Genomic DNA, 14,277 nt, shown 5'->3' on the forward strand with positions numbered 1-14,277 from the left:
TTGCCAGTCAGTCGTGGCGCGAGAGTTCGCTTCGTGCCCAGGCGAGGATCTGCGCTGCGGGCATTGCGCCGCTGTGGCGGGCAATTTCGCGGCCGTTCTTGAATAGCACCAGCGTCGGGATGCTGCGTATGGCGTAGCGGGCCGCTGCCTGTGGTGCGCCATCGCTGTCGACTTTGGCAAAGCGTATTTCCGGTGCCTGCCTCGCCGCTTCGGCAAATTGCGGTGCCATGGTTTTACACGGGCCGCACCAGGCGGCCCAGAAGTCGACCAGCACCGGTAACTCTGTGCCCGTCACGAATCCCGGCAGGCTTGTCTCGCCCAGTGGAGCCGGCTCGCCGGCCATGAGCGCTTGCGCACACTTACCGCATTTGGGCTGGTCCTGTAGACGCGCATCGGGTACGCGGTTTTTGGCGCCGCAGCCTGGGCAGACGAGTTGCATGATGGTTTCCTTGTGCTGTCTTATTAGGCTGAAGTTTTACTATAGAAGGCCGCCTCATGTCTTTAGAATGCTTTTTATTTGCCGTGGAGTTGTTATGCATTGGCTGATTGCGCCCGATAGTTTCAAGGGCTCCTTGCCTGCTGCCCGTGTGGCCGCGGCAATGGCTGCAGGGCTGCGCCGGGCCGATGCACAGGCCCGGCTGACGCTCAAACCCATGGCCGATGGCGGTGAAGGCACGCTGGATGTGCTCCATAGCGTGTCAGGCGGGTTCTGGCGCGAGTGCGTGGTGCACGATGCAGCAGGACAGGCGCGAACTGCCGCCTATCTTTGTTTGCCCGATGGCTGTTGCGTGATAGAAGTTGCGCAGGTTGTGCCCTTGGCGGATGTGCCGCCAGGCCCGGCGCTTGAGCGCAGCAGTTTCGGCGTGGGCGAGCTGATGCTGGACGCGCTGGATCAAGGCGCGACGCATCTGGCGCTGGCCTTGGGCGGCTCTTCGACCAACGATGGCGGGGCTGGCCTGTTGCTGGCGCTGGGAGCGCGCTTTGTGGATGCGCAGGGGGAATTGCTGCGGCCTAGCCCTGCGGGGTTGACGGACTTGGCACACGTGGACTTATCGGCGCTGGATCAGCGGCTGGCGAGCACCCGGATAGAATTGTGGAGCGATGTCGATCACCCCTTGTGCGGCGGGCAAGGCGCTTCGGCGGTTTTCGGTGCGCAAAAAGGGCTGACTGCGGCAGAGCAGTTAGCCGCTGACAAAGTGCTGCAGCGGCTCGCCGTACTGGCGGGGGGCGACGCGCTGGCGCAGCAGGCCGGTGCCGGTGCAGCTGGCGGCATGGGTTGGGCTTTGCTGTTGCTGGGAGGGCAGCGGATCAGTGGGGCGCAGGCGGTGGCAGATCACACCGGCTTGGCGGCGGCCTTGCGCGAGGCCGACTGGGTGCTGACCGGCGAGGGCGCTTCCGATGAGCAAACCCTGTCGGGCAAGGCGCCTTTTGTGGTGGCGCAACTGGCGCGAGCCGCCGGCGTGCCGGTATCGTTGCTGTCCGGTGCGATCCGGCCGGATCCGGCAGGGCGCCTGGCAGCCTCTTTCGATGGCTGCTTCTCTTTGTGCAGCGGGCCTATGCCTTTAAGTGCGGCCATGGGGCAGGCGCCGGCCTTGCTGGAACAAGCTTGCGAGCAGCTGGCACGGACGGTATTGCGGGCAAGGCGTGCTTAGCTGACCGTGCCTCTGGCCGGGCGCGGCAAGCGGCCGCCGCAATATTTGCAATAGCGTGCATCCCAGTCATGTCCCTCGCTGAAACAGTGCGGGCACAAGCGCGTGCCCGAGCGCACCTCCGGCTGTGGACTGGCTCCGCCTTTGGCTATCTCGGCGCTGACGATGCCGGTAGGCACGGCAATAATGCCGTAGCCCATAATCATGGCGACGCTGGCCAGCGCCTGACCCGGTGGAGTTTTGGGGGTGATGTCGCCAAAACCGACCGTGGTCAGGGTGACGATGGCCCAGTAAATGCTGTGCGGAATGCTGTTGAAACCGTTCTCCGGCCCTTCTATCAGATACATCAGCGTGCCCAGGATGATGACCAGCATGATGACTGTCGCCAGAAAGATGGTGATCTTGCGCTGGCTGGCAATCAGGGCACGCTTTAACTGCTGGGCTTCACCGATATAGTGGGTGAGCTTGAGGATGCGGAACAGGCGCAGCAGGCGCAGGATGCGGATGTCGGCGAGAAAATGGCTGCCGGGGATAAACAGCCCGATATAAAAGGGCAGCACGGCCAGCAAATCGATGACACCGAAAAAGCTTTTGGCGTAGCGCATGGGCTTGTGTACGCACACCAGACGCAGGATGTATTCGACGGTAAAGAACAGGGCGAATGCCACATCCAGCAGTTGCAACTGCGGGCCATAGTGCTCGCGTATGCTGGCCACGCTTTCCAGCATGACGCTCAGTACCGAGGCGACAATGATCAGCAGCAGCATAATGTCGAAGTTGCGCCCGGCGCGGGTGTCGGCTTCGAAAATGATGATGTATAGCTTGCGACGCCAGCCTTGCAGCGGGATAAGGGGTTCTTGTTCCATAGCGGGGCGCTTGGTTTCTTTCTTATAAAAAATAGATATTATGGCAGTGTTTGTTATTCTGTTTAATATAGTGGCTGAGATGAAACCCCAGCCCGCTATTCTATCTAGGAGAAGCAGTTCATGCGTATCGCCAATACGGTAACCGACCTGATCGGCAACACCCCTCTGGTTAAACTTAACCGCGTGACCACAGGCTGTGTCGCCGACGTGGTGGTCAAGCTGGAATTCTACAATCCGGCGCACTCGGTTAAAGACCGTATCGCCGCCGCGATGATAGACGCGGGTGAGAAAGCCGGCAAAATCGGGCCGGACACGGTGATTGTCGAGCCGACTTCGGGCAATACCGGCATCGGGCTGGCCATGGTGTGTGCCGCGCGCGGCTACAAGCTGGTGATTACCATGCCGGAAACCATGAGCCGCGAGCGGCGCATGCTGCTAAAGGCCTATGGTGCCGAGCTGATCCTGACGCCGGGGCCGGAAGGTATGGGCGGCGCGATCGCACGCGCGCGCGAACTGGTAGAGGCCAATCCTACTACGCATTTTATGCCGCAGCAGTTTGAAAACCCGGCCAATCCCGCCATCCACTACGGTACTACGGCCGAAGAGATCTGGCGCGATACCGATGGTCAGGTCGATATTTTCGTGGCGGGGGTCGGCACCGGCGGCACCATCACAGGCGTGGGCTCTTTCCTCAAGGCGCACAAGCCTGAGGTGCAGATTGTCGCGGTCGAGCCGGATGCCTCGCCGGTCCTGTCCGGTGGCGCCAAGGGACCGCATCCGCTGCAGGGTATAGGTGCCGGGTTTGTGCCTGCCATACTGGATACCTCCGTTTACGATGAGATTATCCGCGTCAAGAATGACGACGCATTTGCCACCGCGCGTGCGCTGGCAAAAGAAGAGGGGCTGCTAGTCGGCATCTCGTCCGGCGCCGCTGTCTGGTCGGCTTTGCAACTGGCGCGCAAGAGTGAGAACGCCGGCAAACTGATCGTGGTGGTGGTGCCTTCGTTTGGCGAGCGCTATCTGTCGACCCCGCTGTTTGAAGATCTGGCTTGAGGCTTTGGCGGCCGGCTGCGCCAACGTCGTATAGAATGCAAACATGAAACCAAAATTGCTGATTGTTTTTCTTGCGGCGTCTTTGCTAGCCGGCTGTGCCGGCTTCGACCCTTTCAAGGCAAGTGCTCCTGCCGGCATCAAGCCCATGCCCAAGCCTGAAGTGGTCAAGCCGGCTATACAAAGCCAGAGCGAGCGTTTGCTGTTCGAAGCCAACCGGCTGGCGGACGAAGTAAAGACCGGGCGGATGACGCGCACCCAGGCGGCCGATGCGCTGGGGCGTGCCCGTCTGGCTTGGGTCGGGCGCAATAGCGTGGATGATGAGGTATTTCGCGCCTACCGGCAGATGGCGGTGGCGCGGGACGCCGATATCATGACGCAGCCGATGGCGCATAACCGCATGTTCGAGCTGCTTAAAAACTGGCAGCGTCGCTGGCTGTATCTGAAACCCAAGCCAAGTGAGCCTGCCTTTACCAATTTCCTGATGAAGGTTTACAGCCTTCCCCCCTTGCAATGAAAAAAAAGCAGACTTTAGAGTGCTGCCCTTGTGGCAGCGCTCTGGATTTTGACGCCTGCTGCGCGCCCTATCTGGCGGGCCAGGCCGCACCCAGCGCCCAAGCCCTGATGCGTTCGCGCTACACAGCCTATGTCAAAAAAGACACGGCCTATCTCTTGCAAAGCTGGCATGTATCCACCCGTCCGGCAAGCCTGGATCTGGCCGAAGACCCGGTTAAATGGACGGCTCTGGAAATTCGCTCGCTGTCGCAAGGCCTGCCCGGTGATGCAAGCGGGACGGTTGAATTTGTCGCACGCTACAAAGCGGGTGGCCGGGCGCAGCGTTTGATGGAAAAAAGCCGCTTTGTGTTCGAAGGCGGACGCTGGTTTTATGTGGATGGCGACATTGCGTAAAGCCGGCATTGCGCTAACGCAAACAGCTTGAAGGTCTTGTTTGACCTGAGTCTTTAAAGCAGCGCAGCATGTGGTTTTCTTGTCCTGCGGGGAAACCATGCGCACTGTCTATACCGATGATCACCACCTGCATCAAGGCCGGGCCGAGCTCTACAACGGCACGCTGACTGCAAGCTTTGAGAAACCGTCGCGTGCCGATATGGTGCTGGAGCAGGTTCGCGCCCAGACGCTAGGCGAGGTGCTGGCACCTAAGCCGCATGGGCTGGAGCCCGTGCTCAAGGTGCACGATGAGGGCTATGTACGTTTCTGGGAGAGTGCCTGGCAGCGCTGGTCGGCTACCGGGCGCGATTGGGATGCCTTGCCCAAAATGTGGCAGGTACGGCGTTTGCGCGAGCGTATTCCCGAGCATGTCGAAGGCCAGCTTTGCTATTACTCTATGGATGCTGGTACCCCGCTGACCGCCGGTACCTGGCCTGCGATTACTGCGGCAGCTAATGTGGCCGTGACCGCAGCCGATTGTCTGCTGGCTGGCGAGAAATCGGTGTTCGCCCTGACGCGTCCACCCGGTCATCATGCCGCCTATGACTACTGTGGCGGCTACTGCTACTTCAATAATGCGGCGATTGCCGCGCAGCGCCTGCTGGATGGCGGCGTGCGCAAGCTTGCCGTGCTGGATGTCGACTACCACCATGGCAACGGGACGCAGGATATTTTCTATCGCCGCTCCGATGTGCTGTTTTTGTCCATACATGGTGACCCGCGCACCGAATATCCGTTCTTTCTCGGCTTTGCCGACGAGGAGGGCGAGGGTAACGGTCTGGGCTTTAACGCCAACTATCCTTTGGCTGCGGGCACGGATGTGGCTGGCTGGTTTGCGGCGCTGGAAGCTGCGTGCACCCGCATTCAGGCATATGGCGCCGAGGCGCTGGTGGTGTCGCTCGGCGTGGATACCTACGAGGGCGATCCAATTTCCCGTTTCGCACTCAAACACGAAGACTTTATCCGCTTGGGCGCCCGTCTGGCACGCCTGGGTCTGCCTACCCAGTTCTGTTTTGAGGGTGGCTATGCGGTGGAGGCTATCGGCATCAATGCGGTCAATGTCCTGACCGGATTTGAAGGCGCTTAATGAGGGGGCTGGCGGTCATTCGTGATGCCAGCCCTTTATGCTTTACAGCAGCGCTTCGATCTCGTTCGCCATGGATGAAGGTGTGGTTTGCGGAGCAAAGCGCCTGACGACATGGCCCTGACGGTCAACCAGATACTTGGTGAAATTCCATTTGATCGCAGGCAGGCCCAGCAAGCCGGGCTTTTCTTTTTTCAGGTAATCCCACAAGGGGCTCGCGTCTTTACCGTTGACGTCGACCTTGTCCATCATGGTGAAGCTGACGCCGAAATTTTTCTGGCAGAACGCACCGATGCTTGCAGCATCTCCGGGTTCTTGCTGGCCAAACTGGTTACAAGGAAAGCCCAGTATGACCAAGCCTTGTGCATGATAACGCTGGTGCAGCGCTTCAAGCTCGGCATATTGCGGGGTGAAGCCGCATGCGCTGGCGGTGTTGACGATGAGCAGAACCTGACCTTCAAACTGGCTCATGGGCAAAGGCTGGCCATTTATCGCCAACGGCGCGTATTGATAGATAGGGGATGGCATCAGGGCTACCGCAAGGATGAAGAATAGCCAGCTTAAGGCAAGGTGGATGCCAGACGCAATGAGTGGGGGACTACTGAAAAGTAACAGACAAAAAAGAAGCGCCGTGGCAAGGGGGAACCACGACGCCCCAAGGAAAACAGCTTGCTGTGCAAGAACCCTGCGCCCATCAAGGGCAAACCGGATCCTTCGTTAAAGGTAGAGCATGTATGGGGGAAAAGCGAGGATGAATCGAGAAAGGAGATGGATCTGATTACTATCTGCAACAAAACGGGGAAGTAGTATCATTTGTCCGGCCAGCAGTCCGCCTGAGTCAGGACGAGATCTGCTTGCCGGTATTGGTATTTAATGTATCAGGCTGATGTGCAATCAGCGCAGGTGGCGCAGGACGGCGAGAATGGGGGAGAGTGCAGCTTCACCCATGCGCAGACTGCGCTGGCCGTTCCAGCCAAAGTCGTCATCCGGCAGATTGGCGTTATCCTTAAACGGCATTTCCAGCGTAAAAGCGAGGCAGCGGAACTGTTCGGCGACCCAGGCGGTTGCCCAGGTCAGCTCGGCTTGTCCTTTTTCCTGCTTCGGATAACCGATTTCATCCTGGAAATCCGGGCAAGCAAGCTGCAATTGCTCCTTGAAGAGCGTCTCTAGCCTGGCAATGCGTTCATCGTAGGAAGGTACGCCTTCGCTGCCTGCGGTAAAGACATAAGGCAGTGCCTCGTCGCCGTGGATGTCGAGGAACAGGTCAACCCCGGTTTCCAGCATTTTCTGGCGAACCGCCAGCACTTCCGGACTCTTGTCTGCGCTTGGTGCATTCCATTCACGATTGAGGTTGGCACCGGCGGCATTGGTTCTGAGGTTGCCATGGATGGCACCGTCCGGATTCATATTGGGCACGATGTAGAACGTGGCCGAGTCCAGTAGCAAACGGCTGGTCGGGTCTTGTGGGTCCAGCAAGCGATTGAGCAAGCCTTCGACAAACCATTCGGCCATGGTTTCCCCCGGATGCTGGCGGGCAATAATCCAGATCTTGAGGTCGGACTCGACTTCGTGGCCTATGGTCAGCAGGTCGATATCGCGGTCTTCAATGGTTGAGCCCAGCGAGCTGACATCACACAGGCCGGAGCTTTGTGCCTGACCGATCAGGTTGAGGTGCTGCTCGTAGGAGTAGGGCTCGAAATAGGCGTAGTAGACGCTGCCGGCCAGCGGTACATGTTCGATGGTCAGTGTCTGCCCATCATAAGTCGTCGGTACGCGGAACCAGTTGACGCGGTCGTATGAGGCCATGGCCTGATAGTCCTGCCAGCCTTGCGGGTAGGCACATTCTCCTGCATTGAGAAAGCGTAGCGTACAGGGTTGGTAGGCTGCGCCTTGCAGGCGGAAATAAAACCATTGGGCAAAGCTGGCTGCATTGTCCTGACGGATCTTTAGCTGGATGTCGGAAAAATCGTCAAACTGGACAACTTCAATACTGCCGGCGTCAAAATGGCTGCTGATTTTCATCCGATATAACCTCGGGCTCGGTGAACGGTGGAAACAAGGGCAGATTGTACTGCTTGTTGGCTGGCGTATCACCCCCATGATGCAAAACACCCCGCGCATGCGGGGTGTCGGATGCAGGCTTGCAGCTGGCTGCAAGCCCGAAAGTGCAGACTTAAGCGTTGCTGCGCTTGGCGTTGGCGTTTTTAACCGCATCAGCGGTCGCGCTGCCTGCCGTTTTGATATTGCTGTCGGCAAGGTGCACCACTTGCTGTGCGCTTTGCGTCACGCTGTTGACGGCAGCTGCGGTGGCTGCAATCGATGTTTTGACTGCGTTGACGGCTGCGTCGGAGCCTGCCGGTGCATTCTTGGCCAGTGTTTCAATCGAGCTGATCAGGCCTTTATTGAAGTTGCCGATATTGTCTTCGACCAGTTTGGTCATGGCACCTTGCGTCTGGGAAATGATCTCGTAGAAGCTGCGTGCATTTTCAACGGCTTTTTCAGCGGCGAGGCCGGCCATTTTGTTGAAATTCGCTGCGATGCTTTGCGGATCACTGGTGCCTGACAGTTCACGGGCAAACTCGGAATTTTCTTGCAGGGTTTGCTTGGAGATGTCCAGATTGAATCTGATCAGGCGCTCGGTGCTGTCTAGCGCGATTTGTGCGGCACGCAATGTGATCTCGTAGTGATTGAGAGAAAAGGTATTGAGTTGTTCTTTGGCGGTATTCATATCGTCGGTTTCCTTAGGCTTTGAAGGTTTTAATCGGGCGATTCAGGATGCCGTTTTGAGTTCTTTTTGCAGCAAGTGATTGTTTTTTTTGGTTGTGCTATGCACAATCCATCTCAATCTATCATGCAGTGCAGCATGGTGCTAGACGTTTAACTCTACTCTGTTGTTTTTATGATAGAGTAATGTTGTGTTGCGATGTAAAACAGAAATATACAAAGGGGGAGTTTTCATGAGTATAGAAAAACGGGTTATTAAAAAATATCCCAACCGCCGTCTGTACGATACCGCGACCAGTTCGTATATCACGCTGGAGGATGTTAAGCGTCTGGTATTGGATAATGTCGATTTGCAGGTAGTGGATGCCAAGACCCAAGAGGATATTTCGCGCAGTGTTTTGCTGCAGATTATCCTGGAGGAGGAAAGCGGTGGCTCTCCCATATTTACTCATGACGTGCTGACCCAGTTCATCCGTTCTTATGGTCAGGCGATGCAGGGCATGATGGGGCCGTTTTTGGAGAAGAATCTGGAGATTTTCGGTCAGTTGCAGAAAAAGATGCAGGAGCAGAGCCGTTCCTTATGCTCGGATGGCAATGGCTGGAATGCCAATTTGTGGGGCGAGTATATGAAGCTTCAGGCGCCTGTGATGCAAAACCTGATGTCGAACTATATGGAGCAGAGCAGCAGTACGTTTCTTGATATGCAAAGCCGTATGCAGGAGCAGACCAAGCAGTTGTTCTCGGGGTTTGCTTTCCCCGGATTTCCTGTCCCACCGGTACAAGCCGAAGACAGCAACAAAAAATAAAGCTTGTCTGCCGTCCCCGCATACAAACGCCTGCCTGTGTGGCAGGCGTTTTGCATTCACCCCATTTACCCTTTTGTCTGGGCCTGCAAGCGCTGGCGGGCGATCCAGGCTTGTCCCAGACTGATTCCGCCATCGTTTGGCGGCAGCTGCCTGGCGCGCAATGCATTGATGCCGGCGCCTTGCAGGCGGGGAAGTAATGCTGCCATCAGTCTGCGGTTGCTACAGCAGCCCCCGCTTAACACCACGGTATTGATGCCACTGGCCGCGCAGGCATGGTGTACCCAGTCGGCCAGTGCAGCGGCAAGTGTCGCATGCCAGATGCCGGAAATTTCACCGGTTTTACTTCCTAAACCGGCCAGTTGGCGACATACCGGTTTGAGGTCAAGCTGCATGTCTTTTATCTGCCAGCCATCCAGCATGGGCGCGCATTCTGCCGCTATTTCCTCCAGACGTTGCAAGGCCTCGTTGTCAAAGCGCTGTTCTTCGCACAGGCCACACAGTCCCGCGATCGCCGCGAACCAAAGCGCCATGCTGCTGGTGTTTTGTAGTTGCAGCGGCTTTTCCAGTTGGGCGGCAATGGCAGGCCAGGCCGGGCGCTGGCCAAAGCGGCGCTGGGCCTCCTGTCCTTCACCCAGTGCATAGAGCAAGGCACTTGCCATAAGCCATGGCTCGCGCATGGCGCGCAAGCCGCCTGGCAAGGGGAGGGGTGCGAGTTGGCCCAATAGCTCGAAGCGGCCACCATGGACCTGCATGAGTTCGCCACCCCAGCCTTTGCCGTCCTCCCCAAGTCCGAATGCGTCCAGCGCCAGGCCTAATGCCGGGCTGGTGTGGCCATGCTCGGCCAGTACTGAGGCAATATGCGCCTGATGGTGCTGGATATGAAACAGAGGCACACGGTAGTGTCTGGCCATCTCTTCGGCCAGCCGGCTTGAGTCCTGGCTGAGGTCAAGGTCGCAGGCAATGGCGGCTGGCGTGATATCGGTCAGCTCAAGCAGGTGATGGGCGCTGGCTTCCATGGCATCGCAGTTAAGCGGATGGTTCAGGTCGCCGACATGTGGGGAGACAAACGCCTCCTGTCCCCGCAGGACGCAAACGGTATTTTTATGCTGGGCGCCCAGTGCCAGAATACTGGGGCCGGTACTTGCCAGAGGGAGCGGGTCAGGTGCGTAGCCACGGGCGCGCCGCAGAAAGAGTGGCTGCTTGCCATCCTGAATCAGTACGCTATCGTCGCAGCGTGCGACGATATTGCGGTTGTGCAGCAAGAATACATCTGCCAACTGGTTCAGTCGTTCGCGCGCTTCCCGGTTGCTGATCACAATAGGCTCGCCGCTAGGGTTGGCGCTCGTCATGACCCAGACGCGGTCACAGGCTTCTTCCCGCCATGCATGGCCATCCGGCCTGCCCAGTGCTTCATGAAACAGCAGCCATTGTTGTGGCGTGTAAGGCAGCATAACCCCCAGACTGTCCAGTCCTGGTGCCACGCCAGCTAGTTTGGCGTCGGTGTCATGACGCTTGCGCAGTAATACGATCGGACGCTCGCGTGATGCCAATAGCTCGGCTTCCTCCTCGCTGATATGGCATAGGCGTCGGGCAGAGGCAATGTTGAGTACCATGACCGCCAGAGGTTTATCCTGTCGTTTTTTCTGTCCGCGTATCCGTCTTACGGCCTCTTCCTTGTTTGCATCGCAGACCAGGTGGAAGCCTCCCAAACCTTTCATGGCGATGCTGCGTCCCATATTGAGTACTTGCAAGGAGCCCGCTATCGCATCGCCTTTAAGGGCCTGGCCAAAGCGATCGGTCAATGACAGACGCGGGCCGCATGCCGGGCAGGCATTCGGCTCGGCATGGAAGCGACGGCTTTCCGGATTGTGGTATTCATCATGGCAGCTTGGACACAAGGTAAAGGCGGCCATGCTGGTTTCGGCCCTGTCGTATGGCAGGGCGTGGGTGATGCTGTAGCGCGGACCGCAATCCGTGCAGTTGATAAACGGGTAGCGGTAGCGGCGATTGCCTTGTTCGAAAAGCTCATGCAGGCAGTTGGGGCAGCTTGCCATGTCTGCCGGCACATAAGCGTGCGTAGCCTTGCCGCTGCTGCTGAGTATTTCGAAATGATCGCATTCGTCTTGCGGCGGGATGGTTTCCTGCGTCAGGCTGTCCAGTCTGGCCAGGGGCGGCAAGTTCTGGCGCAGGGCCTTTTTGCATGCTGCTACTGTCTCGCCAGGGCCTTGCAACTCGATAACGACGCCTTCGCCGGTGTTTTTTACAAAACCGGCCAGGTGGTGGTGTTTGACTACGCGCCAGACATGGGGACGAAAGCCGACGCCCTGAACGCGTCCGAGAATGGTGAGGCGGGTGCGGCAAGTCGTCATGTGTTTTTCTCGGTGTGCTGTATCGGATAAGTATGCAGCTTATGTCGAGCCATGCTGCAGCGCGGAAACTAACGCCCTACATTTTAAGCATTTAAATATTGATTGAAAGTGGAAATTGATAATTTCATGAACTAAATTGGATGAATTTGTTATTATTCGAATTGAATGTGGGGTGGTGAAAAATGATTGTCCAGCATTTATCGTGCTTGCCGTGCATGGTAAATGGCTGGTGGCGGCTTTTTATTGGGGGGGTGTGTGACGTTCCAACGCGCGATAGCAACGCTGGCATCCAGCAATATACTCAGTTGCAGTCCAGAAACCCCTGCGGCCGTGGCGGCTCGCATGATGGTCGATGCGCATTGCGGATCCATCGTGGTGATGAGCCCTGCCGGCAAGGCACTGGGTATCTGGACCGAAAGCGACGCGCTGAAGATGGGTGTAGGCTGCCATGATGATTTATCGCAAGCGATCGCCGGGGTGATGAGTGCGCCGGTATTCACGCTTGATGCCGGACTGGGTACACAGGAAGTGGCTGCCTTTTTTCGGCAGAAGCAGATCCGCCATGCACTGCTGACCCGGGATGGGGAGTATGTAGGTGTGGTGTCGGCCTCCGATATCGTATCGCATCAGGGCAGCGAGGTCTTTTTACGCTGTACCCGGCTGGACAACCTGTCGCTGGCTCCTTTGGTGAGTGTCGGTGCAGATCGTCCTTTATCCGAAGCCTTGCAGGTGCTGCGTGATAGCGGCCGTGATGCGCTGGCCATCGATTTTGCCGATGGCAGCTGGGGTATTCTGACTGCGCGTGATGTACTGGCGCTGCTTGCCCGGCAGCAGCAGGATGTCGCCGTGCGCGAAGTGTGCAGTTACCCGATGCGTAGCGTCGCCGTGAATACGTCATTACTGGCGGTGCGCCAGCAATTGTTGGCGCAAAAAACGCGCCATATGGGTGTGTCCGGTCTGGATGGATGCTTGCAGGCGATAGTCGGTATGGTCGATATCATGTATTCGATCGAGCACGAATTCATTGCCGAGTTGCAGCAAGCTTTGCAGCAACGGGATGCGGCGCTGGCAAATTCGCGTCAAAACCTGATGCTGGCGGAAAAGGTCTTCGAGTCGACGCAGGAGGGCATCGTCGTGACCGACCCGGCGGGTGTGATTTTGCATGTCAACGCGGCATTTACCCGGATAACGGGTTACAGCCGTGAGGAGGTGCTGGGAAATACGCCGGCGATACTGCAATCCGGCCAGCAGTCGCCCGAGTTCTATCAGTCTTTCTGGCAGAGCCTGAAAAATGAAGGGAATTGGCAGGGCGAGCTGGTCAATCGGCGCAAAAATGGTGTGCTGTATTCCGAGCATCTGTCCATCTCCGGCATTCGTGAGCCTGATGGCAGCATCCTGCACTATGTAGGGGTATTTTCGGACATCACCCAGCGCAAGTTGTCTGAAGAGCGTTTGCATTATCTGGCGAATCATGATGCGTTGACCGGCTTGTTCAACCGCACCTTGTTTGCTGATTATGTCGCAGATGCGGTGCAGCGCAGCCTGAATGGCGGGCAGTTTGCTGTCCTGCATGTCAATCTGGACCGCTTCAAGCTGATCAACGACACGCTTGGCCATCAGGTAGGGGATGCCTTGTTGCGCCAAGTCGCAACGACGCTGAAATCCAGCCTGCCAGACAGTGCACGCGTGGCCCGCTTGGCCGGGGACGAGTTCGGGGTTTTGTATGAATACGGCGAAAGCGTAGTGCTACTGGCGGCGCTGGTGCAGAAAACGCTGGATCAGTTAGCTGGCGAAATTCAGGTAGACGGCAATCCGCTCTTTATTACCGCCAGCATCGGTGTCGCCTTGTACCCGGATGACGGGCATAACGCCGAGACTTTATTGTTGAATGCCGATGCAGCCATGCACAAGGCCAAGGCGCGCGGCAAAAATGCATTCCAGTTTTATGCGTCAGATATGAATGTCCGTGCCATGGCCAGGCTGGAGCTGGAGTTCGCGTTGCACCGGGTGCTGGAGCGTGAGGAATTGGCACTTTACTACCAGCCCAAGATCGATCTGGCCAGTGGCCGTTGCTGTGGTGCCGAGGCACTGTTGCGCTGGTTTAGCCCGGATCTGGGCTCGGTCTCGCCAGCTGCCTTCATTCCGCTGGCCGAGGAAACCGGACTTATTATTCCTATCGGTGAATGGGTATTGCGCACTGCCTGCACACAGGCGAGTCATTGGCTGGCGCAGGGTGTGCTGGAGGGGCGGGTGGCGGTAAACCTGTCCGGGCGTCAGTTCGCTTCCGGTAATATTGTTGCCATGGTCCGGCGTATTCTGGATGAGACCGGTTTGCCGGCCGGGTTTCTGGAGCTGGAAATTACCGAAAGCACGGCCATGGATGTCGATAGCGACGTGCTGGGCCAGTTAAGCAGCTTGCGCGCTTTGGGGATTGCGCTTTCCATTGATGATTTCGGCACCGGCTATTCATCGCTGGCGTATCTGAAGAAGCTGCCGGTCAGTGTGCTCAAGGTTGACCAATCCTTTATCAAAGATTTGCATCACGACCGGGATGATGCCGCTATTGCTGCCGCCATTATCTCGATGGCCCGCAGTCTGGAGTTGGACATTGTCGCTGAAGGTGTCGAACTGGAAGCGCACCGCCAGTTTTTACTACAGCATGGCTGCACGATGGCGCAAGGCTATCTGTTTAGCCGACCCTTGCCGGCCCAGGAGATGGGGCGCTGGCTGGCTGGCGATAAAGCGGCCTGCATAGTATAGGTATAAGGGTGGCGGCTGTGA

The 14,277-nt window shown here is 57.5% G+C and carries 14 protein-coding genes; 8 read left to right on the forward strand and 6 right to left on the reverse strand.

Features of this window, described 5'->3' with window-relative positions; genetic code table 11:
* Window positions 1-7: 7 nt before the first annotated feature.
* Window positions 8-439: a thioredoxin TrxC gene (gene trxC / locus GQF02_RS07250; RefSeq protein ID WP_160795977.1), complete on the reverse strand. Its 432-nt coding sequence runs from the start codon at window positions 437-439 to the stop codon at window positions 8-10.
* A 94-nt stretch (window positions 440-533) separates the two neighbouring features.
* Here trxC and GQF02_RS07255 point away from each other — a divergent pair, with 94 nt between their 5' ends.
* Window positions 534-1,652 carry a glycerate kinase gene (locus GQF02_RS07255; RefSeq protein WP_220789374.1) on the forward strand — a complete coding sequence of 373 codons (1,119 nt, stop codon included), beginning with the start codon at window positions 534-536 and terminating at the stop codon, window positions 1,650-1,652.
* Here GQF02_RS07255 and GQF02_RS07260 read toward each other — a convergent pair.
* Entirely contained in the window at window positions 1,649-2,515 is an 867-nt protein-coding gene (locus GQF02_RS07260) for an ion transporter (protein ID WP_124734402.1), read from the reverse strand. The genes GQF02_RS07255 and GQF02_RS07260 overlap by 4 nt on opposite strands.
* Before the next feature lie 120 nt (window positions 2,516-2,635).
* Between GQF02_RS07260 and cysK the strand changes: the two genes are divergently transcribed.
* The 4 genes from cysK to GQF02_RS07280 all read left to right on the forward strand — a co-directional run bounded on the left by cysK (window position 2,636) and on the right by GQF02_RS07280 (window position 5,600).
* Window positions 2,636-3,568, forward strand: coding sequence for a cysteine synthase A (cysK, locus tag GQF02_RS07265; protein WP_160795981.1), 933 nt, complete (start codon window positions 2,636-2,638; stop codon window positions 3,566-3,568).
* Between the two features lie 43 nt (window positions 3,569-3,611).
* Entirely contained in the window at window positions 3,612-4,082 is a 471-nt protein-coding gene (locus GQF02_RS07270; protein ID WP_124734400.1) for a hypothetical protein, read from the forward strand.
* Window positions 4,079-4,474, forward strand: coding sequence for a YchJ family protein (locus tag GQF02_RS07275; RefSeq protein ID WP_160795983.1), 396 nt, complete (start codon window positions 4,079-4,081; stop codon window positions 4,472-4,474). Before GQF02_RS07270 ends, GQF02_RS07275 begins: the two co-directional genes overlap by 4 nt.
* Window positions 4,475-4,571: 97 nt before the next feature.
* Window positions 4,572-5,600 carry a histone deacetylase family protein gene (locus tag GQF02_RS07280; protein WP_160795985.1) on the forward strand — a complete coding sequence of 343 codons (1,029 nt, stop codon included), beginning with the start codon at window positions 4,572-4,574 and terminating at the stop codon, window positions 5,598-5,600.
* Window positions 5,601-5,642: 42 nt separating this feature from the next.
* Here the strand turns inward: GQF02_RS07280 and GQF02_RS07285 are convergent, their stop codons facing one another.
* The 3 genes from GQF02_RS07285 to GQF02_RS07295 all read right to left on the reverse strand — a co-directional run bounded on the left by GQF02_RS07285 (window position 5,643) and on the right by GQF02_RS07295 (window position 8,325).
* Window positions 5,643-6,125 (reverse strand): glutathione peroxidase, encoded by a 483-nt coding sequence (locus tag GQF02_RS07285; protein WP_124734397.1) that lies wholly within the window; start codon window positions 6,123-6,125, stop codon window positions 5,643-5,645.
* A 366-nt stretch (window positions 6,126-6,491) separates the two neighbouring features.
* Window positions 6,492-7,619 carry a M14 family metallopeptidase gene (locus GQF02_RS07290; RefSeq protein ID WP_160795987.1) on the reverse strand — a complete coding sequence of 376 codons (1,128 nt, stop codon included), beginning with the start codon at window positions 7,617-7,619 and terminating at the stop codon, window positions 6,492-6,494.
* Window positions 7,620-7,770: 151 nt separating this feature from the next.
* Window positions 7,771-8,325 carry a phasin family protein gene (locus tag GQF02_RS07295; protein WP_124734395.1) on the reverse strand — a complete coding sequence of 185 codons (555 nt, stop codon included), beginning with the start codon at window positions 8,323-8,325 and terminating at the stop codon, window positions 7,771-7,773.
* 229 nt (window positions 8,326-8,554) lie between these two features.
* On the opposite strand from GQF02_RS07295, the gene phaR reads away from it, so the two are divergent.
* Entirely contained in the window at window positions 8,555-9,127 is a 573-nt protein-coding gene (gene phaR / locus GQF02_RS07300) for a polyhydroxyalkanoate synthesis repressor PhaR (protein WP_160795989.1), read from the forward strand.
* 65 nt (window positions 9,128-9,192) lie between these two features.
* On the opposite strand, the gene hypF is transcribed toward phaR, so the two are convergent.
* A complete protein-coding gene (hypF, locus tag GQF02_RS07305; protein WP_160795991.1) occupies window positions 9,193-11,496 on the reverse strand; it encodes a carbamoyltransferase HypF in 2,304 nt (767 codons plus the stop codon).
* Between the two features lie 136 nt (window positions 11,497-11,632).
* Between hypF and GQF02_RS16070 the strand changes: the two genes are divergently transcribed.
* Together GQF02_RS16070 and GQF02_RS07310 are read left to right on the forward strand one after the other, a co-directional pair.
* Window positions 11,633-11,755: a hypothetical protein gene (locus GQF02_RS16070; protein ID WP_268891005.1), complete on the forward strand. Its 123-nt coding sequence runs from the start codon at window positions 11,633-11,635 to the stop codon at window positions 11,753-11,755.
* Window positions 11,752-14,256 (forward strand): EAL domain-containing protein, encoded by a 2,505-nt coding sequence (locus GQF02_RS07310; protein WP_328698597.1) that lies wholly within the window; start codon window positions 11,752-11,754, stop codon window positions 14,254-14,256. The genes GQF02_RS16070 and GQF02_RS07310 overlap by 4 nt, the downstream gene beginning before the upstream one ends.
* Window positions 14,257-14,277: the final 21 nt, after the last annotated feature.

It is taken from the genome of Craterilacuibacter sinensis (assembly GCF_009831765.1).
Classification (GTDB): domain Bacteria; phylum Pseudomonadota; class Gammaproteobacteria; order Burkholderiales; family Chromobacteriaceae; genus Craterilacuibacter; species Craterilacuibacter sinensis.